The sequence below is a fragment of the Streptococcus mitis genome, assembly GCF_008763935.1.
GTDB classification, from domain to species: Bacteria; Bacillota; Bacilli; order Lactobacillales; family Streptococcaceae; genus Streptococcus; species Streptococcus mitis_DB.
Genome location: NZ_VTQF01000003.1, coordinates 375,379 through 400,707, shown reverse-complemented (window position 1 = coordinate 400,707; position 25,329 = coordinate 375,379). Strand labels below are relative to the sequence as shown.

The following is a 25,329-nucleotide window of genomic DNA, read 5'->3' as shown; positions in this document are numbered from 1 at the left end:
AAACAAGAGGGAGCGGGTTTCCCTACTCCTTCTATTAATATTCTGTTTATTTTGTTTGCTCTTCAACGTAGGCAACCAAGTCACCAACTGTTTTCAAGTCATCTTCTGCTTCGATTTGGATATCAAAAGCATCTTCGATTTCTGAGATTACTTGGAACAAGTCCAATGAATCTGCGTCCAAATCATCAAAAGTTGATTCAAGTGTTACTTCTGATGCGTCTTTTCCAAGTTCTTCAACGATAATTTCTTGTACTTTTTCAAATACTGCCATGATAGGACTCCTTTAAAATAAATAGTTTTTTTATAACAATGTGTTCACCACATGATTACCTAAATTGTAAGAATGAGCGTGCCCCAGGTCAAGCCTCCACCGAAGCCTGATAAAAGAACAGTCTGGCTACTATCTAAACGGATGAGGCCTTGTTCTACACACTCTGAAAGTAAAATCGGGATACTGGCTGCACTGGTGTTGCCATATTCCATCATATTGGCTGGAAGTTTATCTCGGTTAACACCGATTTTTCTAGCCATTTTATCCAAAATACGGTCATTAGCCTGATGAAGTAGCAGATAATCCAAGTTTGTCGCCTCTATAGGAGATTCATCAATAGTCTGCTTGATAGACTTGGCTACATCCCGAATAGCAAAATCAAAGACCGCGCGCCCATCCATCTTCAAAAATGAATCTGCATTTTCTTGATCTGAAAACGGAGAATGCAAGCCTGAATGTCCATAAGTTAGACACTCGCTACGACTCCCATCACTATTGAGACTCTCAGCCAAAAAATGCTCTTTCTCGCTAGCTTCTAGCAAAACTCCACCAGCACCATCTCCAAACAAAACAGCTGTTGATCGGTCTGACCAATCGACTGCTTTAGAGAGGGTTTCACTACCAATCACCAAGCCCTTTTGAAAGCGACCAGAAGCGATAAACTTTTCAGCAGTTGATAAGGCAAATACAAATCCACTGCAAGCTGCTGTTAGGTCAAAAGCAAAGGCCTTATTAGCACCAATATTGGCTTGGACACGAGCAGCTGTAGAGGGCATCATAGAATCTGGAGTAATAGTAGCTAGAATGATAAAATCCAGCTCTTCTCCTGTGATTTCAGCTTTTGCCATCAGTTTCTGAGCAACCTCTGTAGCCAAATCACTAGTAGATTCTGTTCTTGAAATATGTCTTTGACGTATTCCCGTCCGACTTGAAATCCACTCATCATTGGTATCCATAATCTGAGCCAAATCATGATTTGTAACCACTTGCTCTGGCACATAATGAGCAACCTGGCTTATTTTTGCAAAAGCCATTATCTCAAATCCTCCAAAAATTGATAAAGATTGGTCAAACCTTTGCTCATAACCTCAATTTCTTGCTTACTCATACCATCAATGATTTTTTCAACCATGGCCTTGTGGAAGCGTTTATGTAGCCTATGAACCAAGCGACCTTTCTTTGTCAAATGCAGATGTACCACACGTCGATCATGTTCTGAACGAATGCGTTCAATGTAACCCTTGCGTTCGAGATTATTCAAACTAGTTGTAACTGTCCCAAGAGTCACCATCAACTCTTTTGACACTTGACTTGGTGTCACATCTGGAACTTTTCCAATCACATCAATCGTATGCATTTCTTTGATGGAGATATCCTTGAAACGACTACCCCTCAAGCTAACTTCCTCAATAACGAGGACATTGTTAAATATAGACGTTAAATATTCATTAATTCGTTGGTAGTCCAATCTTTCCTTCCCTCCTTTTCAAAAAAACTTTTAGAATCAAAACATTTGACAAAAGAATTATATCAAAGTTCAAAGAATGGTGCAAGTATTTTTTTATTTTCCTGTAAATTTAGGTCGTCTTCTTTCCGAATGAGCCCGAACTCCTTCTTTGAAATCCTCTGTTTTCGCTAGTGATTCCTGTAGGTTCAGTTCTAAAGCAGCATAATCTTGCCAGTCTTTAAATTGACTCTCCCAAACCAACTTCTTGATGGCAGCATAGGAATTAGCTGACCCGCGTCTCAATTTTTTAAGAAGCTGTTCTCTCGTCTTTTCAAGTTTATCAGCTTCAGAGACCCGATAAACAAGACCCCACTCCAGAGCTTTTTCTGCGGACAAAGCCTCACCTGTCATGGCTAATTGAGCAGCACGCGTCACACCAATACTTCGACTCAAGAGATGAATTCCTCCTGCATCCGGAGCCAAGCCAACTCCAACAAAGGCTTGGATAAATTTAGCCTTATCCGTTGCCAGACAGAAATCTGCAGCAACAGCCATATTTGCTGCGGCACCTGCAACAGCCCCATCAACCTCCATCAAGACAGGTTTAGCAATTTGCTTGATTTTATAAGAAATAGTATTGACCAATTCTGCGATTTTTGTCAATGATGGAATATCATCCTCATCCACCGCCCGCTTCATCTCTACTAAATCTCCCCCAACTGAAAAGACTTTGCCATTCGCGTTGATTAAGACAAAATGCACAGCCGGATCCTCTTCTGCCAAAGTCAGAGCTTCTAAAATCTCCTCACACATAGGAATATGAAAACCATTCGCGACCTCAGGACGATTCAAGGTAAGGATTGCCAAATCCTCTTCAAGCTGATAAATAATGTGTTCCATCTGGACTCCTTTTTATTTTATAAGCAGTTTAAATTATTTTATTTTCAAAGTATATCTTTTTTAGGAGTAGAAAGCAAGAAAAAATCGACTGAAAGTGTCTCAGCCGATTAGAAAGGCTCGCTTTATCCTAGAAATCATCTTATTTTCTTCATTGAAAAAAGCCTTTCTTTCTGCTATAATCGTATAAAATACTTACTTTAGGAGTTCTTATGAAGGTTGTTAAATTTGGAGGTAGCTCTCTTGCCTCTGCTAGTCAATTAGAAAAAGTTTTAAACATCGTCAAAAGCGATTCAGAGCGTCGTTTTGTAGTCGTTTCTGCCCCTGGTAAACGCAATGCTGAAGATACTAAGGTTACAGATGCCTTGATTAAATACTACCGCGATTATGTTGCTGGTAACGATATTAGCAAGAGCCAAAACTGGATTATCGACCGCTATGCCGCTATGGTTAGTGAACTAGGTCTTAAACCAGCTGTGCTAGAAAAAATTTCAAAAAGTATTCGGGCCTTGGCAACTCTTCCTATCGAAGAAAACGAATTTCTCTACGATACTTTCCTAGCAGCGGGTGAAAACAACAATGCCAAATTGATTGCTGCCTATTTTAACCAAAATGGTATTGATGCACGCTATGTGCACCCTCGAGAAGCTGGTATTGTGGTCACAAGTGAACCTGGTCATGCTCGAATCATTCCATCAAGTTATGACAAGATTGAGGAATTGACGAATGCAAATGAAGTCCTGGTCATTCCTGGTTTCTTTGGGGTTACCAAGGAAAATCAAATCTGTACCTTCTCACGTGGAGGCTCTGATATTACAGGTTCTATCATTGCTGCAGGTGTTAAGGCCGACCTCTATGAAAACTTTACGGACGTTGATGGTATCTTTGCAGCCCACCCAGGCATTATCCACCAACCACACTCGATCCCTGAGTTGACCTACCGTGAAATGCGTGAGTTGGCTTATGCAGGATTCTCAGTTCTTCATGACGAAGCTCTTCTTCCTGCCTACCGAGGAAAGATTCCTCTGGTTATCAAGAATACCAACAATCCTGACCATCCAGGTACTCGTATCGTTCTAAAACACAGTAGTGATGAATTCCCAGTTGTGGGAATTGCTGGTGACTCAGGCTTTGTCAGCATTAATATGTCGAAATACCTCATGAACCGTGAGGTTGGATTTGGTCGCAAGGTTCTGCAAATCCTTGAAGATTTTAACATCGGTTGGGAACATATGCCAACAGGCATCGACGATCTTTCAATCATTCTTCGTTCTCGTGAACTAACTCCTATCAAGGAAGAAGAAATCCTTCGTCAGTTGGTTCAAAAGGCTGAAGTAGATCATGCAGAAATCGAACACGACCTTTCAATCATTATGATTGTTGGTGAAAAGATGAAGAGTCATATCGGAGTAACTGCTACTGCAACACGCGCTCTATCTGAAAACAAGATCAACATCCAGATGATGTCTCAAGGTTCTAGTGAAGTTTCTATCATGTTTGTTGTCAATAAAGACCAAGAGAAAGCAGCAATCAAAGCCCTCTACAATGCCTTTTTCGGTGAAAGTAAGGAAGACTAAGCATGGCTCAATCACTTAACAAAACAGTGCTCCTCAATACGACAGGCACCTCCTACCTCTCTATAGCTGGGAAAGTTGGGAAATTTCTTGTCGGAGATCAGGCTCTTGAATTTTACCCAGATGTCAACGTCGAACAATTTATCCAAATTCCTTGGAGCCATATCAACCAGATTGGGGCCAATGTCACTGGGCGAAAAATCAGTCGCCACTTCGAAGTCTTTACAGACAGAGGAAAATTCCTCTTTGCTTCAAAAGACTCAGGTGCCATTCTCAAAATTGCTCGCGAAAAACTAGGCAATGACAAGGTCGTGAAACTTCCGACTCTACTCCAGACCATTGGTCAAAAATTTAAAAATCTATTTGCAAAAAAGTAGAAACTTTAGTATAATCATAGCAACGGATAAGTAGGTTATCTTCTTCTTTCAGAAAGTCTGCGGGTGCTGCGAGCAGATAGGAGGGATAGGTGAAATTCTACCGTTAGTAACAATTACATACACAATCAAGTGCACACCTGTGAAGTTGGATGGAACCGTGGCCCTGCCACTCCAACGCTTTGTCAGGTGTGCTTTTTTCATAAAGGAGTTCTTATGTTAGATATCAAACGTATTCGTACAGACTTTGATGCTGTCGCAGAAAAATTGGCTACACGTGGTGTAGATGCTGCTGTCTTAAACGAGATGAAAGAAATCGATGCTAAACGTCGTGACATTTTGGTCAAGGTTGAAACTCTCAAAGCAGAACGAAACACAGTTTCTGCTGAGATTGCCCAAGCTAAGCGCAACAAGGAAAATGCAGATGACAAGATTGCTGCCATGCAAAATCTATCTGCTGAGGTTAAAACCTTGGATGCTGAATTGGCAGACATCGATGCTAAATTGACAGAATTTACCACTACTCTTCCAAATATTCCAGCTGATAGCGTTCCGGTTGGGGCTGACGAAGATGACAATGTGGAAGTTCGCCGTTGGGGTACTCCACGAGAGTTTGATTTCGAGCCAAAAGCTCACTGGGACCTTGGTGAAGACCTTGATATTCTTGACTGGGAACGAGGTGGTAAAGTGACTGGGGCTCGTTTCCTCTTCTATAAAGGTCTTGGAGCTCGCCTAGAACGTGCTATCTACAACTTTATGCTAGATGAACACGGAAAAGAAGGCTACACTGAAGTCATCACGCCTTACATAGTTAACCACGATTCTATGTTTGGAACTGGTCAATATCCAAAATTCAAGGAAGATACTTTTGAATTGAGCGACAGCAATTATGTCCTTATTCCTACAGCTGAGGTTCCTCTAACAAACTACTACCGTGATGAAATCCTAGACGGCAAAGACCTGCCAATCTACTTCACTGCTATGAGTCCTTCATTCCGTTCTGAGGCTGGTTCAGCTGGCCGTGATACTCGTGGCTTGATTCGTTTGCACCAATTCCACAAGGTTGAAATGGTTAAATTTGCCAAACCAGAAGAATCTTACGAAGAATTGGAAAAAATGACAGCCAACGCTGAAAATATCCTTCAAAAACTTAACCTTCCATACCGTGTCGTTGCTCTCTCTACAGGAGATATGGGCTTCTCAGCTGCTAAAACTTACGACTTGGAAGTTTGGATTCCAGCGCAAAATACCTACCGTGAAATTTCAAGCTGTTCAAACACAGAAGATTTCCAAGCCCGTCGTGCCCAAATCCGTTACCGTGATGAAGCAGACGGCAAGGTGAAACTCCTCCATACCTTGAACGGTTCTGGACTTGCAGTTGGACGTACAGTGGCTGCTATTCTTGAAAACTACCAAAATGAAGATGGTTCTGTGACCATCCCAGAAGCACTTCGTCCATACATGGGTGGAGCTGAGGTCATCAAACCATAAAAAATAAGGTTTAGCTATTTCTAGCTAGACCTTTTTTCGTAACCAAATCAGATAAGCGCCTAATACAAAGAATAAAATAGTTAGGCATATAACGGTTTCAGCCACTACCAGATAATCTAGAAATGGAAGCTTCAATATTCCCTGAGCTATCTTGAGCGAGGTAGCCGTGATAATGGTTGGGAAGGTTAAGGCTGAGAAGGCTGGTTGAAAGCCTTGTTTTAAAATATTAGGTAGACGAGTTAAAACAAAGAAAAAGAAGGATTGAGAAGCCAAAATCATGGCAATCAGGAGCCAAGTCGGTAGGCTGGCTCCTCCAACTCGAACCAGGGAAGCCAAGAGCAGAGAGAAAGGAGCACAGTAGATTCCTTCTTGTCCAAGCATGGCTAGTGGGAGCGGATGTTTCTTTAAATCACTATAAATAAGGGGATAAAGATAGAAGGTCAAGAGAAAACCAAAACTCAGGGTCGCATAGGCAATCTCGATAATGCCTACCAGTGGATAAGTCAAGGCTGCCACTGCTATCCCCACATAGAGAACCGTCCAGCTCGGTGTCGCATTGACTCTCTTACCTGGACAGGCAAATTTGATGGTGAAACCAACAATCAAGGCCAAATCCAAGAGAAATGAAAACCACCAAAGTCCTTGCGCTACCAAAGGGAAATGAGGGAAGACTCGAAAGACATAAGTCGATAAAATCATCCCAGCCATGGGAAAGGTCGCCATTCCTGACAAAAGAGGAGGCTTGGTCAATTCTTGCTTGGTTTCCTTCCAATTAAAGAGATGCAGCATTAGAAAGTAAGTCCACAAAACCAAACCTGTCAGACTCAACAGATGGGACAGAACCGGCAACGTATCTAAAACGAGATTTCCAGCTCCTGCCAAACCTAGCAAACAACCAGAAAATACCAAGGGGAGTTTTTTCATCCTAACCTCCAATAATCATGTTAGTTTCAGTATAACATAAAAGCGCTTAAATGAGGACTTAATACTCATCGAAAATCTCTTCAAACCACGTCAGCTTTATCTGCAACCTCAAAGCTGTGCTTTGAGCAACCTGCGGCTAGCTTCCTAGTTTGCTCTTTGATTTTCATTGAGTATAAAAAAAACGAAGTCCAATTATTTCAGACTTCATTTTTTACTCAGATAATGATTAAGCATAAGGTTGCAATTCTGGGTTAATTGGTGTATTGGCTAGATTGTTGGCATAGTTACATAGGCTTGCTAGGCTGACACCAAGAACCACATCCAAGGCATTTTGTTGGGTGTAGCCTGCTTCTAAAAACTCAGCCAAGGCTTCATCACCTACACGACCCTTGGTATTGATTACCGCCAAGGTAAACTTAGCTAGGGTATCCAATTTGGGATCTGTTTCAATTGGAGTACGATTGCGAAGGGCTTGCAGAAGGTCATCATTCATCTGGATTTGTTTGATTGAAAAGGCGGTGTGACCTGCGACACAGAAGGCACAACCATTGGTCACAGCTGCCGTGATTTGCACCACTTCGCGCTCAACAGGTGTCAGGCTATTGCGACGGTTAATAGCTCCGACAGTACGGTAAGCCTCTAAAGCAGTAGGTGCATTAGCCAAGAGACCGATTAGGTTAGGAATATAGCCATTGTTATCTTTTTCTACTGTTTCAAGAACCTCTTTCACTTCTGCTGGCGCTGATTCTACTGTATGAATTGTAAATGTTGTCATCATAAAACCTCTTTTCATGTTGTTGAAATCTAGTCTATCACAGATTCTATACCGTGTATAATATATATTTTAAATTACACTGATAGAAATTTTTTATGAAAGCAAAAAAATCACACGCGATGTGTGATTTCATTATTTATTAAAATACTTTTTAGTCTCAGCAATAACGACTGGCGATAAAACTAAGAGGGCAATCAAGTTCGGCAGAGCCATCAAGGCATTGACAATATCTGCGATAATCCAAACCATATCCAACTCGATAAATCCTCCCAACAAGACCATGAGTACAAAGACCACACGGTAGAGCCAGATAAAGCGAACCCCAAAGAGAAACTCGAAACAGCGTTCTCCGTAATAGTTCCAACCTAGAATCGTTGTAAAGGCAAAGAGCACAAGGAAGATGGTCAAAAGGGCAGGTCCAAAGTGTGAAAAGACTGTTGAGAAGGCTGACTGAGTCAAGGCAACCCCATTCAAATCACCACTCCAAACACCAGTTACCAAGATGGTTAAACCAGTCAAGGTACAGATAATGAGGGTATCAATAAAGGTTCCTGTCATGGAAATCAAGCCTTGCTCTACTGGTTCATTTGTCTTAGCCGCAGCTGCTGCAATCGGAGCCGAACCCAGACCAGATTCGTTTGAGAACACACCACGCGCAACACCATTTTGAATAGCCATCCGAATGCTAGCACCGGCAAATCCACCTACCGCAGCAACTGGACTAAAAGCGGATGTCAAGATTAAAGCGATTGTAGCAGGTATTTTCCCGATATTAAAGAAAATAACTGTAAGAGTTCCCAAAATATAAATAATAGCCATAAAAGGAACAACAGTAGTTGAAACCTTAGAAATGGACTTGAGTCCTCCAAAGACTGCAATTGCTACAAATACTGACAAGACAAGAGCGGTGATGGCTGGCGAAATAGTTGTTGTATTTTGGATAGATTCTGTAATCGAGTTGACCTGGGTGAAGGTTCCGATTCCCAACAAAGCTACTAGCACACCTGCCAGGGCAAAAAAGATAGCAAGGGGACGCCACTTTTCTCCCATCCCTAGAAGAATATAGTGCATGGGACCTCCCGCTACTGCACCATGATCATCCTTGGTACGGTATTTAATCGCCAAGAGTCCTTCCGCATACTTGGTTGCCATTCCAAAGAAAGCCGCCATCCACATCCAAAAGAGGGCTCCTGGTCCACCGACCTTGATAGCCGTCGCCACCCCGATAATATTTCCCGTACCAACTGTCGCTGCGAGTGCTGTACACAAGGCCGCAAAGCTGGATACATCGCCATGCCCCTTGTCCTTAGTAAAAATAAGCTGGAAAGCCTTGGGCAGACGCAAAACCTGCAAAAGGCCCAGACGGGCAGTTAGGTAAATCCCTGTCCCGACCAATAAAATCAAGAGGGGTGGGCCCCAAGCAAAAGCATCAATTGATTTAAGCAATTCTAACATTTCCTTCTCCTATCTTTTCAACCCCAAAAGAAAGAGCACATGCAAGATACATGTACTCTGGAATGCTTAGATAAATGCCAAAAAGCGGTCTATCCTAGCTCTGTCCTTTTACCTGAGAGTTTGAGCAGTTGCCTGCCTTGCCCCTTCGGTGCCTTTACGGTCTCTCCAGAGTTCCGTCCATTTACAGTCATGGAAAATCAAACGATTCCCCACTTCTATTAAACTTCATTCGGTGTTGGTATTTAATTGATTCTTATTTTACAAAAAATGTTAGCTTTTGTCAATGTGTTTTAAAAAATTCTTATTTGACTTTGTAGAAGAAGGATTGAGCATTCCCATGTGCGTGAGGTGCTTGGTGAATAATCATTCGGTCTCTACTAGTATCAGATGCATCTTCTACAAAATTTGGCTCAGTAACTGTCGGAATAACCACTCCAGCAGGAATCATATCGAGTTGCGCCCTAATAGTTGGAGCTTTATAACTTGTAATTATATATCCATCTTTAAAAATAGCATCATTGATATCCACAAAAAATTCTGCTGGTTCTATTAAGCCATTTTTACTAAAAACTAGATCCTGTCCCCCATTTCCTGTACTCCATCTTCCCTCAATACTAGAAAAATCTCCATTTTTGATGGCGTTTATATCCATTTTCCCTGAAGCTGTTTTGCTAGTTGAAGATGCTGTTGCAGCAAATTTTTCTGTTACAGATTTCCAAGTCAGACTAGATAGATTCATTCGAGCACCTGGACTGACTTCATCCTCTGTCTTAGCTTCTTTAACCTTCTCTAGCTTGTCCCCACTACTATTCAACTTCCAAATGGTATGAATGGTTTGTGGATCTCCTGCGAACGGGTTCCACTGGGTATAAAGCTTCCCATCTTCTAGGAGATAGGCCTTAAAGCGTGTTCCAAGCATCTGCATTTTATTTTCAGCATTGGTGAGGCGAATGACTTTCTGATCTTTGAGTGTAAAAATATCTAAAATCTCACTACCATTTTTCGAAGAGACAATCAATTCATCAATGCCATTTTTGTCCATATCAACCATTGCATAGGTAAAGGCTTGACTGCGTTCTGCCATCCCTGCATAGATATTAGCAGTTGGATTGATGTTATCCTTAACCTCTGACTTATGCTCTAAAATAAATTCATAATCCTTCAAAATACTGTTATATGGACTGTAATCAACGGTTGGTTTAGTCTCTGCCGGACCCTTATCTGCACTTGCCCCTCCAGGAAGTTTATCTGAAACTGACTTCCAGCTTAAGGTCTCTAAAGAAATGGGCGAATCGACCCCCAAATCTGCTAGCTCTTGAGCTTCCTTGGACTTCACCAAGAACTTGCCGTCCTCACTAAATTGATAGTGGGCATAAATGTGACTCGTTGCTGTACCAGCCCCACGATAAAGTAGAGAATTATCTGGCAAAATACCGACTGTCATTCTCTCACCAATCTGGTCTAAACGATTTTCTTGATTGGTCAGACGAATCACCTTTCCATCTTTCAAAGTACGAATATCAAGTAAACTCTTTTCACCACTCTTCATTTCAAGAGCAAGCAAGAGTTCATCTACTCCGTCGTTATTCAAATCTGTCTTGTGGTAAACCACATCTGTGTAGAAACCTTGAGAAGACTTCACTTGACTAGCCAGAGGATTGACCTCCATACCGGTCGGCAAGGTACCTTTAGTTACTTTTTCATAGTCATCGAGAACCTTGTTATATTGGCTGTAATCTATCTCTGGACTCGATGCAGATGTATCTGATGTTGAGTCAGATGGTGTTTCTGCGCTTTTGTTCCAAGGTAAATACTGACAGCCTCCTAGAACTAGTGTCAGTAAAAGCATTGTTGCTAATAAAAACTTTTTCATATTACTCCCTTATCTAAGAGAAAGGAACCAGCCTGTGCTAATTCCTTTCGCTATTTTTATTTTATCAAAATATTGCCTATAAACAAATTATTTCCCGTTTCAATTTATTATAGGCAACTCTAACAAGCTATCGTTCTATTTCACCCACTTACCTGAGCCATCTACTTGGTAGCCATCTGGGGTACTTTCGTTGACTGCCATCTTACCATCTGATTTGAGATAATAGTCACCTACCCATTTATTACGAGCATAGCTTCCTTCTGATGTTAGGTAATAGTAAGAGCTAAAGCTGCTATCATAGACCCATTCGCTCTTAGCCATTTTACCATTTGATTTGAGGTAATAGCTACCTACCCAAGTATTACGGGCATAACTTCCTTCTGATGTTAGGTAGTAATATGAACCATAGTTTTTATCATAAATCCACTCGCTCTTAGCCATGTAGCCACCTGATTTAAGATAGTAGTTACCTGACCAAGCATTTTGAACAAAGTTACCTGAAGCATTTAGGTAGAAATATGAATTGTACTGAACATCAAAAATCCATTGATTAACTACTTTAACACCAGATTTATAGTAAGAAGAACCTGACCAACCAGTCTGAGCTGAGTTAGAGTTAGTGGTTGGTTTTGGAGTTTCAGTCGCTGTTGGTTTTTCTGTTTCTTTAGGAGTTGAAGAGTCTAGAGGATTGACATATTTTTCATCCTTAACAGTGAATGTAGCTGATATACCGCTGAAAATATGCAATGTTTTAGGAGTTAGTTCATCTTCACTATAAAATTTTAGATAATATTCTCCATCAGGCACACTCGAAAAAGTTGTAGAATCTTGTAAAGTACGAGGTACAGACGCAGCATCAAATCTTCTTCCTAAAGCTTCTTTTTTAGTTATTTGTCCAGTTTTTTTATTTATAAGATCTGCTCGTATATACGCATATGAGTTACCAGGTACACTTTGAACTGTCATATCAACATAAATTTTTTCATTTTCTGATCCTGGTGTAATCTTAGATTTCACCTCATGATTCTCGGTACTAGTAATTTCCGCATGCACTGTCTGCGCTGAAAAAGGTAGAACTCCTGCTGTATCAATTGTTGACAATACTCCGACTGTTGAAAGTGCCAAAGCACATACTAATAATTTCTTTTTGTTCATGTTATTCATTTCCTTTATTTTATTTTTAATATTTATTTGTTTAAAAACTATCACTCATCTATCCGACAAAACGATGGTTCTTCACACGAAAGACAACAGATTGTCCATCGTATACCTTGCCATCTTGTCCTTTTCCTTTGATAACAAAGCGATAACTGCCATCTGGAGTGGCACTAAAGAAGTGACGAGTTTGAAAGGCACGTAGACTTGGATTATAGGTCACAGTAAACTGAGTTTGTGTAGAAACTGAACCTGTATTTGCATCAACTAAGGCAAAATCATAGTCTACTTTATAAGATGAAGATGGAGTGCTAGGTAGAGCGATATCGATATAAGTCATAGCATCATTGACATGATAAAGGCTTATTCCTAATGATGTTGCTTGTGAACTGCTTGCTGTATGAGTTCCCTCAGAACTAATCCACTTGCCTGAGCCATCAACTTGATAACCATCTGGTGTACGCTCATTCACTGCCATCTTTCCATTTGACTTGAGATAATAATCACCTACCCAAGTATTACGAGCATAACTGCCTTCTGAAGTTAAGTAATAGTAAGAACTGTAGTTACTGTCATAAATCCACTCACCTTTAGCCATCTTACCGTTTGACTTGAGGTAGTAATCACCCACCCAAGTGTTACGAGCATAGCTACCTTCTGTTGTCAAATAATAGTAGGATTTGTAGTTGTTATCATAAATCCACTCACCTTTAGCCATCTTACCATTTGACTTGAGATAATAGTTGCCCACCCAAGTGTTGCGGGCATAGTAGCCATCTGAGGTTAAGTAATAATAAGCTCCATCGTTCTTATCATAGATCCACTCGCTTTTAGCCATGTATCCACCTGACTTAAGATAGTAAGCACCCTCCCATGCATTTTGAACATAATTACCTAAAGCATCCAGGTAGAAATAGGAATTATAGTTCTTATCGAAAATCCACTTACTAGTAACTTTAGTACCATTTTGGTAGTAGGACGAACCTGACCAGCCATCTTTTTGACTTGTTGTCGATTGGTTAGAAGTCTTTGGAGTTGAAGTAGCTGTTGTCTTACCAGTCAGGTTCTTAACAGCCTCTTTAAACTCTTCTACAGTCCCCTTCCACTCTATGTAATTGGCACCAGACTTATTCTCATTAGCTATATAATTACGAGCAGATTCTTCGAAATAAGATAATTCTGGAGTGGTTTTTGTAGCCCAAATAATGGGACGATTAGCAGTACCTCTCCAATTTTTAAATACTTCTGAACCCTTCGGAACAAGAATATAGTATTTTGCAGATGGATTAATAGTCTGGGTGTCAGCCTGCACCGTTTGTACTGAAAAAGGTAGAACTCCTGCTGTGTCTACAAGAGTGACCAGACCAAATGTTGCAGCCGCTAGGCTGGTTACTAAAACTGTTTTTGACTTCATTATCAAAAACCTCCTTTAAATTTTTATTATTTACACTTACAGTAAGGGATGGACTCTGCTATATTTATGAAAAGAGTATCTATGTTTACCTTTGCTTGGTTTTCAAACTAACTTTTTTATCTATTTATAATTACTAAGAGACTTCAAAAGTTTCCCCGCAATTTTCACAGGTTAGTGAAGAACCAACCACACCTTCTGTTGGTGCATCACATGTTGGACAGTAGACTCGTTTAGCAGATAAGCGATAATCTGTTTCTTTGCTGATCTTTTGTCCTTCACTTTGAATAACATCTTCATCACGATTCTCATATTCTAAAACTGTTTTTAAACTTTTTTCATATTTCTTCATAGTAGGTGTCTTCATCAAAACAAAGAAAGATATGACTAAGAAGAAAACAAAAGCAGAAAAAACAATCAAATATATAGGAGAGACATAGTTTATAAATTTATCTGGAGAAGATGTAAAATATAAATAGAATTGAACACCCAAGTAGACATTAATAACAAATAGTATTGGATAAATTAACTTAGTAATGATTAAACGATGACGCCTCATTTAATTCTCCTCCCTAGATAGCCATGCTCCACAATGCCCACAATCTTTTCCCTTACCTAATTCAAGAATATTATAGCTACTGCAAGATGGACAAATAACCGCATAAGAATATTCTGTGATATTATGTCTTTCAAAAATCCGATGTAAATTTTTAATTTCCTTCCGTTTCTTAATCTCTTCGTCTCGTTTGGACTCCTGATAAGTCATTACTAAGACCGTTACTAAACAAACAAGGTATGTCACGATAATGAGAATAAAGCTTAATAATTTATTCGATGATGCAGTTGTTGAAACACCGACTGTCAAAATAGCTGTAGGTAAGGTTGCGTAATATTTTAAATTTTCAAAGGTGAAACATTCCTCAATATTTTCTGCTATAGAACTTCCACGAGGTCTGATACATAACAATAATAGGGCAAAAATGATATAGATAATATTTGGAACAGAATAGATGATTATGAGTAGAGACATCAAGGGTGTATAAGTTAAAACTCTCTCCTCTGTCCATTCTAGTAAACGAAAAATAAAGAGAGGAATTCCAATAAATATACCAATACTAGTGAAACTTACAATGGAAAAAAATATTCCCGCATCTGCTTCTGCTCCAATATTTGTAGTAAAAATCATATTGAAAACAAAAAATACCAGTTGAAGGAAAAACCACTTAATAAAAACTCCCAATACTCTCCAGCTAGTTTCTAAAAAACTTTCAACCTCTCCCTCATAGTATATGTTATTTTCATTATCGTATAAATTATACATTCCATCAAGGGAATCCTTATACGATTCTTCTCCATTATATACATCATCTAAAGCTTTTGCTTTTATTTTGATATTTTCTAAAACTCCACAACTATAATAAACAAAAGCAGATAAAACCAAGGACAAGGAAGTAAATATAAGTGGTGATGAACGTAAAAACCTTATAGTATCGAATCCATTAAATCCCCAAGATGTGAGAATAACAAATAGCATCGTACTCGTTAAGCCGATAAAGTATAAACTAAAAAATCTAAATATTTGATACATCAATAACCTCCCTTTTTAGGTTTAAAAACATCCTCTACGTTTTCTGAGAAAGCTTCTGCTCGTCCTTTACGATAGTGACTATCCGCTGCTGTTAAAGAAGCTATAATAGCCACCAAAGCGATTGCTAGTACTTCAATAATCCAAAACAGAAAACTTGGCAAAATCTGTACTAGAGGCATCATGAAAATTTGCCCAAGTACCCAAATAGCAGTAACTACATTGATTGGTAGCCAATCTGTAAATTGACGCTTGATAACCATTGGTAGGAAAAAAACAAACTCTGCAATGACTAAAAATCCCAAGGCAACATAGTATAAAGAAATAGATAGATGCGGAATTAACAATCCTAAAATAATTGTAGTAATGATGGTCACAGAACCAGCTACATAAATCCAAATATTTTTACTCATATTTTTCTCCTATCTTGCCTGACCACAATTGGAACAGAACTTAGCCCCCTCTAAAAATGCTGTCCCACACTGACTACAAAACTTAGCTAAACCGATTTCTTCATTTGAAGCTGACTGATTCTGATTTGGCTGTTTATCTGATGATAGCGCATTTCCCAGAGTTCCCATCAAATTACCAAATTGGGCTCCCAATCCAAGTCCCATCGATATCCCCATTCCAGCTCCCATTAGATTCCCAGCAGATCCTTCATTTTGTGCTGCTTCTTCTAAAACATCAAATTTACGCTCTTCTTGGTAAGTGTAACCTTCAATGTCACGACCTGCACGTTTACCTTTGGAAGTTAAAACTCTTTGATGATATTCAAAGATGTCCTTATAACCTTGACTATCTTGATTCACCTTCAAGGCTTCAATGTTAAATTCTTCAACACTAATCCCATATTTAGAAAAATGATTGGATAAAATTTTTGATAATTCAAGAGCTATATCATAGGTGTGCTTTTCAATATCAATAACTGCAATCTTATTGTTATAAACCACCTGAGAAACAGCTGAATTGATAATTCCTATAGCAGCTTGTCTAAAGCGTTTTTGAAAGACGTCAGCTGTAATCATATCTGGATGGCTTGGCATAAACTCTAAGATAAAAGCTTCCAAATCTACAATTCTTGGAATAAAGTTTCCATACGATTTTAGCTCAACAGGAATTTGACTTTCTGGATCTCTAACCAATATCGGTGACGGAGTTCCCCATCCAATTGGTTGTAAATCGTACATATTAACAAACCAAAGGAAGGAAGAATCTGGTGATACACCCCCACTAACAAAGGATTTCAGCCCAGTCAGAAACTGAGTATTGTTCCCATCAATCTTATGTTTACCTTCCTCATAACTTTCAACAGCTCGACCATTCGAAAAGAAAACAGCTCGTTGACCAGGATTAACAATCAAAGTTGTTCCTGGTTTCATATTTTTATTAGGATGTCGCCAAGCTAGTACATTCCTAGTATCTTCTCCTTCATACCGAACAACTTCAAATATATTTAATGCCATATTTATCTCCTTTTCATAACAACTTGTTTAGTAACGCTCTATTATTTCGTAGAGGCATTTAACAAATTATAATTATAAGTAATCTCCTTTTAAATCTTATTGTTTACGGTTACAGTATAGCATGCTATTTACCTTATTTACTAAAAGCGTATCTATATTTACCTTTATTGAACAATTACCCCCCCCCCCCCCCCGAAAAAGCGTAACTATAATTACTTTTTTCTAAAAATTCCCTTAAAAACTGGTAGAATTATGATAGAATGGAAAAAAGGACTTGAGGAGATTTAGGATGCAAGATGAAAGTGTGTATGGATTAGTCTATAAGGCTATTCGTGAGGAAAGAGGGTTTACACAGAAGGAAGCTGCTGGAACTACAGTGACTCCTCATTTTTTACGTCAGTTTGAGCAAGGGAAATCTCGGATAACCATTCAAAAATTTGAAGAGATTCTTTCTAATATTGGAATTGATAAAGAGACCTTTGATAGTCTTAAAACGCAGATGTTTCCAACTGAATTTCATAAATTACAGGCTCAAGTTGCTGATTTGGCTTATAAGCGTGAATTTAAAAAGATCATTAGCTTGATTAATCAGCCCTTGGAAAATCCTGGAATCGCTGAACACTATGTGATTGCCAATCGTGTAGTCAATAAATTTGCTATCGCAAACATCATCGGCGATTCTTTTCTGACTCCAAAAGATTATCAAGAACTAGAATATATCAAGAACTATCTCAGTGAATTGGACGACTGGAATAAAATTGAGGTGAATATCTTTTCATCTATCTTGCCTCACTTTTCAATCGAATTTTTAGATTATAGGCTCTACCACTTATTAGATACTCTAAAAAAACAGACTGAATACCATTCAATCCGTACTTCTGACTATTATATTGCCTGCTTAAGAACTGCTATCAAGCATTACTCTGTTAATGGCTACTATGATAAAGCTGAAAATCTAGCGTTGAAGACCCTGGAAGTGATTAATACTTTCCCTCTACTGAGTACCAAGATGACAGAGATGATTAGTCTTTCTATGGAACGAGCTAATAATTTTCTCAGACAAGACGATGTCAGAGGTCTAGAACTTGCTAAGCATATCTTTGCCAGTCTTGATAACTTTGAAAAAATCTATCCAAATCAACTTCTGACTCGAATGAGAGAGGATTTCTTTGTTACTGTCACACAACTCAATCACACTGGACAACCTTTAGATATATAATCTAGAAATCAAAAAAGCTTGAGGAACCACATATTTCCTCAGGCTTTTCTTATCCTTTAAAGGTCACAATAGTTGCGCCACTCCCTCCAGCATTTTGTGGGGCATAGCCGAAACTCTTGACATGTTTGTTTCTTTGTAGGTATTTGGTAACACCTTCACGGATGACTCCTGTACCGATACCGTGGATGATATCAACTTGAGCCATATTATTAAGCAAGGCTTGGTCGATAAAGGCATCTAGCTCATTCATAGCCTCTTCATAGCGTTTGCCTCGAAGGTCCAGTCTGGCTTGTGGGCCACGACCAGAAGTTCGTTTCACGACATTGACCTGTTTCTTCTTGACTTGCTTTTCGTGCTGGGCTTGAACAAGGTCAAATTCTTTCTCTTCTAAAGTCATCTTAATCAAGCCGACTTGAGCTTCCCAGCGGCCGTCCTTGAGTTGTCTGGTCAAGGTACCACGCTGGCCATAACTGAGAACCACGATATCATCGCCCACCTTAGGAGCTCGTTTTTTCTTGGCCTTTTGAAGGACCTTATTTTTAGATAAATCTACTTTTTCAGGAGCCAATTTTTTCAGCTTGGCCTTGGCTTCAATGATTTCATGGGGTTTGAGTTGAGATTTGCTGTGGAGATTTTTGAGAATCTGGTCACTCTCACTTAGAGCCATGTCCACAATCTCAGCAGCCTGTTCACGCGCCTTATTAAGCTCGGTTTCCTTTTCACGATTGAGCTCGTTGTAAAGTTTTTTGAGAGCACGGTTCATCTTGAGATTTTCTTGCTCCACCTCACGGATATTGTCCAAGCGTTTGCGACTTTCCAGTGTCTGCTCTTCCAGTTGTTCAATGATTCGGTTGACATCATTGTCCTGATCGACCTGCTGGCTGGCATCCCCCACGATAACCTCAGATAGTCCTAAACGTTTAGCGATTTCGAAGGCATTGCTTCGGCCAGGAACACCCTGCATAAAGCGATAGGTCGGGCGAAGAGTTGCAGTATCAAACTCCATGCTGGCATTTTGCACAAAGGCTGTCTCAATACCATAGGCCTTAAGTTCTGGATAGTGGGTCGTAGCCATGGTCTTGACTTGACGTAGGCGAAGGTCCTCCAGAATAGCCATAGCGAGGGCGGCTCCCTCTTGAGGGTCGGTACCAGCCCCCAACTCATCCAAGAGTAGGAGTGAATGTTGGTTGACCTTGCCAAGAATATCCACAATATTAGTCATGTGGCTAGAGAAGGTAGACAAACTCTGCTCAATAGACTGCTCATCGCCAATATCGGCAAAGATTTCTTCAAAGATACCAACACGACTTCCCTTGTCTGCTAAAATCGGCAAACCAGACTGGGCCATAACCTGTGTCAAACCCAGAGTTTTGAGCATGATGGTCTTCCCACCTGTATTGGGGCCTGTAATGACAATAGCTGTTAAATCTTGACCAAAATGGACATCATTTGCAACGGCATTTTTGACCAATGGATGGCAGACATGGAGCAGTTGAATCTCCTGATTTTCTGATAGCTTAGGAACAACTGCTTGCCTTTCTTGGATAAAGCGGACCTTGGCACGAATCAAGTCCAGATGGCCGATAATCCAAGCATCATTGGCAATTTCAGCCGCATGAGGGCGGACACGTTCAGAAATTTCTTGGAGAATGCGAAGCATTTCATAGCGCTCATCTGCTCGCAGACTAGCAATTTCTTCGCTCAGTTTGACTACTTCACGGGGTTCGATGTAGACAGTATTTCCACTAGCAGAAATATCATGAACGACACCTGTAATCTTATTGCGATAGGTGTTTTTGACTGGTAAAACCTGACGGCCATTTCTGCTGGCAACGATTCCTTCCGTCAACATCTGCGCTTTCTGCTTGAGCAGGTCTTGTAAAACATCGCGTACCTGACTCTCGCTATCATGGATTTTTCGACGGATGCGCGCCAATTCTTCACTGGCAAAATTTTCAATGAAACCTGCATCATTAAAGGCTTGGAGATTTCCTTGTAATTGTGGAAAATCATGTAATTTCTCAAACCAAAGGGCTAATTCTTCCAAGCTGACATTTTCCAGATTGGCATAAAAACTTTGCAGTTCTCTGCTAGCAAGAAGCACGCGCTTCAAGAGTAGGAACTCCTCAATATTGAGGTCTGCTCCCATCTCCAACCGCTTGCAGACTCCTGAAATTTCCTTGGTTGCGAGAATGGTAAAATGTGGTTGCTCGACGAAAAGAGCCTGCATTTCCTTCATCTCAGCAAAAGCCTGTTTGATTTTATCTGCTTTGGCAGTAGGAACCAGCTGTCTCAATTGCTCCAAGCCCTGCTCGGTCAACAAATGGGGTTCAAACAAGGCCTTGACCTTATTGAACTCTAATGTTTCTAATATTTTCTTATTCATCTTTATTTCCTTGTCTTTGAATGTCTAGGTGTGGTAGCTTTTTACATTCTGATAGATTCGAGTCAAATCTGTAAACAAAGGGCGAGGAAAACTCCTGCCCTTTTTATCCGATTAAATTTGTCACCCAGATTTGTTTGAGCCAACTAGTTGTTACTGGTATGCTCTGGATGATGTGTTTTGCGACGATACTTTTTTCAAGAGGATTTTGAATAGCTGCCATGGGAATGGTTGCCAAGATAGTCAAGGCCATTTGCAAGACAAATAAGGTCACCAACATGGACAAAATACCTGCTGAAACTTGGAACAACTTACCACCCAGTTTTTTACTAGGAATCAAGTGTAAGAGGAGACCAAGCAAACGACCGATGCTATAGACAATCCCAAATACAAGCAAATAGCCGATCCCTGCGTAAAAGACCTTATCCAACTGAAAGAGTTGATCCGATGGGAAAAAGAAAGTTCCCTGACCTTCCTGCGGATTTGCATAAGGGACCAGCAAATGAAATTGCTCTCCTAGCCCCTTATAAAACTGGCCAGCCACAAAAGCTGATGCCATGGCTGAAATCAGGTAATAAACCTGTAAGAGCAGGCCTCTCCGATAGCCGATATAAAATCCCCAAGCCAAGACCAATATAAGAAAGAGTGAAATCATAAGGAATCCTCAATCTTGCTCTGTTCTTGCTTGCAAGTCACAAGCTTGTGACGGAGTTCTTCTAATTCTTGCTCCTTATCGTCAAATTCAATCTCACGGCTGAGTTGAGTTGACAAACAGTTGACTGCCAACAAAAGAGCAATCGTTTCATCATCTGCACTAGGCATTTGTTCTTTAATTGCTTGGTATTTTTCTGTCGCAACCTTGGCGATTTCCTCCATAAAAAGGTTATCATGCTCGGTTGTCAAGGTTAATGATTTTTTCCCGAATGTAAATTTGAATCGATTTAGATTTGCCATAAAATTCACCTCACGATATTATACCAAAATTCGCTAATTTTGTCAGTTTTTACAAATTTATCTGCTTTTATGGTACAATAGAAACTATGGCAAGTATAACACTCACACCAAGCGAAAAGGAGATTCAGGCTTTTCTTGAACACTATCAAACCAGTCTGGCTCCCAGTAAAAACCCCTATATTCGCTATTTTTTGAAACTGCCTCAAGCAACCGTTTCTATCTATACTTCTGGAAAGGTCTTGCTTCAGGGTGAAGGAGCTGAGAAATACGCTCGTTTCTTTGGCTATCAAGTTGTAGGGCAAACCAGCGGACAAAATCTCCCTTTGATTGGGACGGATGAGGTTGGAAATGGTTCCTACTTTGGTGGACTTGCAGTTGTGGCTTCCTTTGTCACACCTGACCAGCATGACTTCTTGCGAAAACTAGGTGTGGGGGATTCCAAGACACTGACCGACCAAAAGATCCGTCAGATTGCCCCTATCCTCAAAGAAAAAATCCAGCACCAGGCACTGCTTCTCTCACCAAGCAAGTACAACGAGGTCATCGGAGACCGCTACAACGCTGCTTCGGTTAAGGTAGCCCTCCATAATCAGGCTATCTATCTCCTCCTTCAAAAAGGTGTTCAGCCTGAGAAAATTGTGATTGATGCCTTTACCAGCGCTAAAAATTACGACAAATACTTGGCACAAGAGGCCAATCGTTTCAGCAATCCTATCAGACTAGAAGAAAAGGCTGAGGGCAAATACTTGGCTGTCGCAGTTTCTTCTATCATTGCGCGTGATCTCTTTCTAGAAAATCTTGAAAATCTGGAACGAGAGCTGGGCTATCAACTTCCAAGTGGAGCTGGAACGGCTTCTGATAAGGTGGCTAGCCAGATTTTACAAGCCTATGGTATGCAGGGACTTAACTTCTGCGCTAAACTGCACTTTAAAAATACTGAAAAAGCGAAAAAACGCTTAGAAAGGTAAGTTATGAATTCATTTAAAAATTTCTTAAAAGAGTGGGGATTATTCCTCCTGATTCTGTCATTATTAGCTTTAAGCCGTATCTTTTTTTGGAGCAATGTCCGTGTAGAAGGACATTCCATGGATCCAACTCTAGCGGATGGTGAAATCCTCTTCGTTGTAAAACACCTTCCTATTGACCGATTTGATATCGTGGTGGCCCATGAGGAAGATGGCAATAAGGACATTGTCAAACGTGTCATCGGAATGCCTGGCGATACTATCCGTTACGAAAACGATAAACTTTACATCAATGATAAAGAGACGGATGAGCCTTACCTAGCTGACTACATCAAACGTTTCAAGGATGATAAACTCCAAAGCACATACTCAGGCAAGGGCTTTGAAGGAAATAAAGGAACTTTCTTTAGAAGCATCGCTCAAAAGGCCCAAGCCTTTACAGTTGATGTCAACTACAACACCAACTTTAGCTTTACTGTCCCAGAAGGAGAATACCTTCTCCTTGGAGACGACCGCTTGGTTTCGAGCGACAGCCGCCACGTAGGTACCTTTAAAGCAAAAGATATCACAGGGGAAGCTAAATTCCGCTTCTGGCCAATCACCCGTATCGGAACATTTTAAGAAACCTAAGAGGCCGAGAAGCAAGAATCTCAGCCTCTTCTTCTATCGTGAGAAGTAATTGTTAACTTTCTAACTTACTAAAACAACCCCAACTCTCACCTATTCATGCAAAGGAATTTTATGGAAGTTTATTTTTCAGGAACCATTGAACGGATTATTTTTGAAAATCCTAGCAATTTTTATCGTATCCTCCTCCTAGAAATCGACGATACGGACGCAGAGGAGTTTGATGATTTTGAAATCATTGTCACCGGTACCATGGCTGATGTGATTGAGGGAGAAGACTATACTTTTTGGGGACAAATTGTCCAGCACTCCAAGTATGGGGAACAACTGCAAATCAGCCGGTATGAACGAGCAAAACCAACTAGCAAGGGGCTGGTTAAGTACTTTTCAAGTAGCCATTTCAAAGGGATTGGTCTCAAGACAGCTCAGAAAATCGTGGATACCTATGGCGAAAATACCATTGACGAAATTCTGCAACACCCAGAAAAGCTAGAAGGCATCGCAGGACTCTCTGCCAAAAATCGCGAGGCTTTCGTCTCCACTCTCCGCCTCAACTACGGAACAGAGATGGTCTTGGCCAAACTAGCCAACTACGGCATTCCCAATAAACTAGCCTTCCAGATTCAAGACTTTTACAAGGAAGAAACCCTTGATGTAGTTGAAAATTATCCCTACCAGCTGGTCGAGGATATCAAGGGTTTAGGCTTTACTATTGCTGACCAATTAGCGGAGGAACTAGGCATCGAAAGTCAGGCTCCTGAACGCTTCCGGGCCGGTCTAGTTCACAGTCTTTTTCAGGCCTGTATGGAAACAGGGGATACCTATGTTGAAGCACGAGATCTGCTAGAACAAACCCTTACTCTCCTTGAATCTTCCCGCCCCGTGGAACTGGATCCCAGCCAAGTGGCCCAAGAACTCTCCTACCTGATTGAAGAAGACAAGGTTCAGCAGATTGATACCAAAATCTTTGACAATAGCCTCTTTTTCGCTGAGGAAGGCATCCGCAGTCACTTGGTCCGTATCCTTGAAAAAGGAAAACAGAAGAGTCATGATTTAAAAACCATTCAAAAACATATCGCTACTGTCGAAGAAGATTTGGAGATTGAGTATGATAGTATTCAAAAACAAGCTATCTGCGACGCTATCCAGAACAAGGTCTTTATTCTGACAGGTGGACCTGGTACTGGTAAGACAACGGTTATCAATGGTATCATCGCTGTTTACGCCCTTTTAGAAGGACTTGACCTCAAGAAAAAAAGCAATCTGCCGATTCTTCTTGCTGCTCCAACTGGACGAGCAGCTCGCCGCATGAATGAATTGACAGGTTTGCCTAGCGCGACCATACACCGTCATTTAGGAATGACAGGTGACGATGATACCAGCCATCTTGAAGATTATCTGGATGCCGACTTTATCATCGTAGATGAATTTTCTATGGTAGATACTTGGCTGGCCAATCAACTCTTCTCCAATATCTCTTCTAACAGTAAAATTCTCATCGTGGGGGATAGCGATCAGCTACCGTCTGTCAGTCCTGGACAGGTTCTAGCGGATCTGCTTCATATTCCCTTGATTCCTCAGAGTCGCTTGGAAAAAATTTACAGGCAAAGCGAAGAATCAACCATCGTCACCCTAGCTAGTCAAATTCGACAGGGCATCTTGCCAGCTGATTTCACCCAGAAAAAAGCAGACCGTTCCTACTTTGAAATTGCTAGTGGCCATATTCCTGCTACTATTGAAAAAATCTTAGGTGCTGCCCTCAGAAGTGGTATTCCTGCCCGTGATATCCAAGTTCTGGCTCCCATGTACCGAGGGACGGCAGGGATTGATGCCATCAACCAGCTCATGCAAGACCTCCTGAATCCACCACAAAAAGACCAACTCAGTTTTGAAGCTCCCCAGTGCCACTATCGCAAGGGCGACAAGGTCATTCATCTGGTCAATGATGCTGAAATCAATGTCTTTAATGGAGATTTAGGAGTCATCACAGACCTGATTCCTGGTAAATACACCGAGTCGAAACAAGACGAGATTGTCATTGATTTTGATGGCAATGAGGTCTCTTACCCACGTAACGAATGGTACAAGATTCGCCTGGCCTATGCCATGAGCATCCATAAATCACAGGGAAGTGAGTTCCCTGTTGTCATCTTACCTATCACTAGTGCTAGTAGGCGTATGCTGGAGCGCAATCTCATCTATACAGCCATTACACGCGCCAAAAGCAAGCTTATCTTACTAGGCGAATTACAGGCCTTCGACTATGCCACCCAACACATCGGAACTGCCCGGAAAACCTATCTGATTGAACGCTTCAGTGATTTATTGGAGAACGTTGAAGAAAAGCAACCAGCTGTCTCTGAAACTGCCACATCAAGTGCCTCTGAACAATCCTACATCCTGACAGAAGAAAACTGGAACAGCATCCCCGCCATGATTGGGATTACAGACGCAGACCTCAAAGAGATTTTTGGAAAATAGTG

At 40.6% G+C, this 25,329-nt stretch carries 24 protein-coding genes and 1 riboswitch; of the genes, 7 read left to right on the top strand and 17 right to left on the bottom strand.

Translation table 11 applies throughout. From position 1 onward, the window contains the following. Positions 1–46: 46 nt before the first annotated feature. The 4 genes from F9B91_RS06990 to F9B91_RS06975 all read right to left on the bottom strand — a co-directional run bounded on the left by F9B91_RS06990 (position 47) and on the right by F9B91_RS06975 (position 2,618). Positions 47–271 carry an acyl carrier protein gene (locus F9B91_RS06990; RefSeq protein WP_000257838.1) on the bottom strand — a complete coding sequence of 75 codons (225 nt, stop codon included), beginning with the start codon at positions 269–271 and terminating at the stop codon, positions 47–49. Positions 272–330: 59 nt separating this feature from the next. Further along, entirely contained in the window at positions 331–1,305 is a 975-nt protein-coding gene (locus tag F9B91_RS06985; RefSeq protein ID WP_125393738.1) for a beta-ketoacyl-ACP synthase III, read from the bottom strand. Next, entirely contained in the window at positions 1,305–1,739 is a 435-nt protein-coding gene (locus tag F9B91_RS06980; protein WP_000386355.1) for a MarR family winged helix-turn-helix transcriptional regulator, read from the bottom strand. The genes F9B91_RS06985 and F9B91_RS06980 overlap by 1 nt, the downstream gene beginning before the upstream one ends. 93 nt (positions 1,740–1,832) lie before the next feature. Next, on the bottom strand, positions 1,833–2,618 hold the full coding sequence (locus F9B91_RS06975) for an enoyl-CoA hydratase (RefSeq protein WP_045612219.1): 786 nt from the start codon (positions 2,616–2,618) through the stop codon (positions 1,833–1,835). 209 nt (positions 2,619–2,827) lie between these two features. Between F9B91_RS06975 and F9B91_RS06965 the strand changes: the two genes are divergently transcribed. From F9B91_RS06965 to serS, 3 genes are all read left to right on the top strand, one after another. Then, positions 2,828–4,192, top strand: coding sequence for an aspartate kinase (locus F9B91_RS06965; RefSeq protein ID WP_150922819.1), 1,365 nt, complete (start codon positions 2,828–2,830; stop codon positions 4,190–4,192). A gap of 2 nt (positions 4,193–4,194) precedes the next feature. Next, complete coding sequence (locus F9B91_RS06960) at positions 4,195–4,566, top strand: DUF956 family protein (protein ID WP_033689300.1); 372 nt, start codon at positions 4,195–4,197, stop codon at positions 4,564–4,566. Positions 4,567–4,779: 213 nt separating this feature from the next. Then, on the top strand, positions 4,780–6,054 hold the full coding sequence (serS, locus tag F9B91_RS06955) for a serine--tRNA ligase (protein ID WP_150922818.1): 1,275 nt from the start codon (positions 4,780–4,782) through the stop codon (positions 6,052–6,054). A gap of 24 nt (positions 6,055–6,078) precedes the next feature. Here serS and F9B91_RS06950 read toward each other — a convergent pair whose 3' ends face one another. From F9B91_RS06950 to F9B91_RS06905, 10 genes are all read right to left on the bottom strand, one after another. Then, entirely contained in the window at positions 6,079–6,978 is a 900-nt protein-coding gene (locus F9B91_RS06950; protein WP_150922817.1) for a TDT family transporter, read from the bottom strand. Positions 6,979–7,204: 226 nt separating this feature from the next. Next, positions 7,205–7,753, bottom strand: a complete 549-nt coding sequence (locus F9B91_RS06945) for a carboxymuconolactone decarboxylase family protein (RefSeq protein ID WP_000206768.1) — start codon at positions 7,751–7,753, stop codon at positions 7,205–7,207. 132 nt (positions 7,754–7,885) lie between these two features. Next, the gene (locus tag F9B91_RS06940; RefSeq protein WP_000891462.1) at positions 7,886–9,208 is read right to left on the bottom strand and encodes an alanine/glycine:cation symporter family protein; all 1,323 of its coding nucleotides are present in this window, start codon (positions 9,206–9,208) and stop codon (positions 7,886–7,888) included. 90 nt (positions 9,209–9,298) lie between these two features. Next, positions 9,299–9,387, bottom strand: a riboswitch (glycine riboswitch). 122 nt (positions 9,388–9,509) lie between these two features. Then, a complete protein-coding gene (locus tag F9B91_RS06935; RefSeq protein ID WP_150922816.1) occupies positions 9,510–11,081 on the bottom strand; it encodes a DUF6287 domain-containing protein in 1,572 nt (523 codons plus the stop codon). A gap of 135 nt (positions 11,082–11,216) precedes the next feature. Beyond that, positions 11,217–12,236, bottom strand: a complete 1,020-nt coding sequence (locus F9B91_RS06930) for an endo-beta-N-acetylglucosaminidase (RefSeq protein WP_191962424.1) — start codon at positions 12,234–12,236, stop codon at positions 11,217–11,219. A 58-nt stretch (positions 12,237–12,294) separates the two neighbouring features. Then, complete coding sequence (locus tag F9B91_RS06925) at positions 12,295–13,653, bottom strand: N-acetylmuramoyl-L-alanine amidase family protein (protein ID WP_390898004.1); 1,359 nt, start codon at positions 13,651–13,653, stop codon at positions 12,295–12,297. 130 nt (positions 13,654–13,783) lie between these two features. After that, complete coding sequence (locus F9B91_RS06920) at positions 13,784–14,206, bottom strand: hypothetical protein (protein ID WP_150922813.1); 423 nt, start codon at positions 14,204–14,206, stop codon at positions 13,784–13,786. Beyond that, positions 14,207–15,235 (bottom strand): hypothetical protein, encoded by a 1,029-nt coding sequence (locus F9B91_RS06915; RefSeq protein ID WP_150922812.1) that lies wholly within the window; start codon positions 15,233–15,235, stop codon positions 14,207–14,209. It abuts the gene before it with no gap. Then, entirely contained in the window at positions 15,235–15,645 is a 411-nt protein-coding gene (locus tag F9B91_RS06910; protein WP_150922811.1) for a hypothetical protein, read from the bottom strand. The genes F9B91_RS06915 and F9B91_RS06910 overlap by 1 nt, the downstream gene beginning before the upstream one ends. A 9-nt stretch (positions 15,646–15,654) precedes the next feature. Then, positions 15,655–16,698, bottom strand: coding sequence for an SPFH domain-containing protein (locus tag F9B91_RS06905; protein WP_150922810.1), 1,044 nt, complete (start codon positions 16,696–16,698; stop codon positions 15,655–15,657). A gap of 289 nt (positions 16,699–16,987) precedes the next feature. Between F9B91_RS06905 and F9B91_RS06900 the strand changes: the two genes are divergently transcribed. Further along, complete coding sequence (locus F9B91_RS06900; RefSeq protein WP_150922809.1) at positions 16,988–17,917, top strand: helix-turn-helix domain-containing protein; 930 nt, start codon at positions 16,988–16,990, stop codon at positions 17,915–17,917. Positions 17,918–17,966: 49 nt separating this feature from the next. Here the strand turns inward: F9B91_RS06900 and F9B91_RS06895 are convergent, their stop codons facing one another. The 3 genes from F9B91_RS06895 to zapA form a co-directional block, all read right to left on the bottom strand. Next, a complete protein-coding gene (locus tag F9B91_RS06895; RefSeq protein ID WP_150922808.1) occupies positions 17,967–20,303 on the bottom strand; it encodes an endonuclease MutS2 in 2,337 nt (778 codons plus the stop codon). 103 nt (positions 20,304–20,406) lie between these two features. After that, entirely contained in the window at positions 20,407–20,955 is a 549-nt protein-coding gene (locus F9B91_RS06890) for a CvpA family protein (protein ID WP_049544779.1), read from the bottom strand. Next, positions 20,952–21,254 carry a cell division protein ZapA gene (gene zapA / locus F9B91_RS06885; protein ID WP_000002022.1) on the bottom strand — a complete coding sequence of 101 codons (303 nt, stop codon included), beginning with the start codon at positions 21,252–21,254 and terminating at the stop codon, positions 20,952–20,954. The genes F9B91_RS06890 and zapA overlap by 4 nt, the downstream gene beginning before the upstream one ends. Positions 21,255–21,340: 86 nt before the next feature. Here zapA and rnhC point away from each other — a divergent pair, with 86 nt between their 5' ends. The 3 genes from rnhC (at position 21,341) to F9B91_RS06870 (ending at position 25,327) form a co-directional block, all read left to right on the top strand. After that, positions 21,341–22,222: a ribonuclease HIII gene (gene rnhC / locus F9B91_RS06880; protein ID WP_150922807.1), complete on the top strand. Its 882-nt coding sequence runs from the start codon at positions 21,341–21,343 to the stop codon at positions 22,220–22,222. A 3-nt stretch (positions 22,223–22,225) separates the two neighbouring features. Further along, a complete protein-coding gene (gene lepB, locus F9B91_RS06875) occupies positions 22,226–22,840 on the top strand; it encodes a signal peptidase I (protein WP_001083986.1) in 615 nt (204 codons plus the stop codon). Positions 22,841–22,960: 120 nt separating this feature from the next. Further along, positions 22,961–25,327, top strand: a complete 2,367-nt coding sequence (locus F9B91_RS06870; RefSeq protein WP_150922806.1) for an ATP-dependent RecD-like DNA helicase — start codon at positions 22,961–22,963, stop codon at positions 25,325–25,327. The last annotated feature ends 2 nt before the right edge of the window (positions 25,328–25,329 follow it).

Bases quoted from the DNA above. Each gene is read 5' to 3' on its own strand.
- F9B91_RS06930 (WP_191962424.1), bottom strand. From the start codon at position 12,236: ATGAACAAAAAGAAATTATTAGTATGTGCTTTGGCACTTTCAACAGTC.
- F9B91_RS06890 (WP_049544779.1), bottom strand. From the start codon at position 20,955: ATGATTTCACTCTTTCTTATATTGGTCTTGGCTTGGGGATTTTATATC.
- F9B91_RS06975 (WP_045612219.1), bottom strand. From the start codon at position 2,618: ATGGAACACATTATTTATCAGCTTGAAGAGGATTTGGCAATCCTTACC.
- F9B91_RS06950 (WP_150922817.1), bottom strand. From the start codon at position 6,978: ATGAAAAAACTCCCCTTGGTATTTTCTGGTTGTTTGCTAGGTTTGGCA.
- F9B91_RS06870 (WP_150922806.1), top strand. From the start codon at position 22,961: ATGGAAGTTTATTTTTCAGGAACCATTGAACGGATTATTTTTGAAAAT.
- F9B91_RS06945 (WP_000206768.1), bottom strand. From the start codon at position 7,753: ATGACAACATTTACAATTCATACAGTAGAATCAGCGCCAGCAGAAGTG.
- F9B91_RS06910 (WP_150922811.1), bottom strand. From the start codon at position 15,645: ATGAGTAAAAATATTTGGATTTATGTAGCTGGTTCTGTGACCATCATT.
- serS (WP_150922818.1), top strand. From the start codon at position 4,780: ATGTTAGATATCAAACGTATTCGTACAGACTTTGATGCTGTCGCAGAA.
- F9B91_RS06920 (WP_150922813.1), bottom strand. From the start codon at position 14,206: ATGAGGCGTCATCGTTTAATCATTACTAAGTTAATTTATCCAATACTA.
- zapA (WP_000002022.1), bottom strand. From the start codon at position 21,254: ATGGCAAATCTAAATCGATTCAAATTTACATTCGGGAAAAAATCATTA.
- F9B91_RS06990 (WP_000257838.1), bottom strand. From the start codon at position 271: ATGGCAGTATTTGAAAAAGTACAAGAAATTATCGTTGAAGAACTTGGA.
- F9B91_RS06985 (WP_125393738.1), bottom strand. From the start codon at position 1,305: ATGGCTTTTGCAAAAATAAGCCAGGTTGCTCATTATGTGCCAGAGCAA.
- F9B91_RS06965 (WP_150922819.1), top strand. From the start codon at position 2,828: ATGAAGGTTGTTAAATTTGGAGGTAGCTCTCTTGCCTCTGCTAGTCAA.
- F9B91_RS06935 (WP_150922816.1), bottom strand. From the start codon at position 11,081: ATGAAAAAGTTTTTATTAGCAACAATGCTTTTACTGACACTAGTTCTA.
- F9B91_RS06940 (WP_000891462.1), bottom strand. From the start codon at position 9,208: ATGTTAGAATTGCTTAAATCAATTGATGCTTTTGCTTGGGGCCCACCC.
- rnhC (WP_150922807.1), top strand. From the start codon at position 21,341: ATGGCAAGTATAACACTCACACCAAGCGAAAAGGAGATTCAGGCTTTT.
- F9B91_RS06915 (WP_150922812.1), bottom strand. From the start codon at position 15,235: ATGTATCAAATATTTAGATTTTTTAGTTTATACTTTATCGGCTTAACG.
- F9B91_RS06960 (WP_033689300.1), top strand. From the start codon at position 4,195: ATGGCTCAATCACTTAACAAAACAGTGCTCCTCAATACGACAGGCACC.
- F9B91_RS06900 (WP_150922809.1), top strand. From the start codon at position 16,988: ATGCAAGATGAAAGTGTGTATGGATTAGTCTATAAGGCTATTCGTGAG.
- lepB (WP_001083986.1), top strand. From the start codon at position 22,226: ATGAATTCATTTAAAAATTTCTTAAAAGAGTGGGGATTATTCCTCCTG.
- F9B91_RS06905 (WP_150922810.1), bottom strand. From the start codon at position 16,698: ATGGCATTAAATATATTTGAAGTTGTTCGGTATGAAGGAGAAGATACT.
- F9B91_RS06895 (WP_150922808.1), bottom strand. From the start codon at position 20,303: ATGAATAAGAAAATATTAGAAACATTAGAGTTCAATAAGGTCAAGGCC.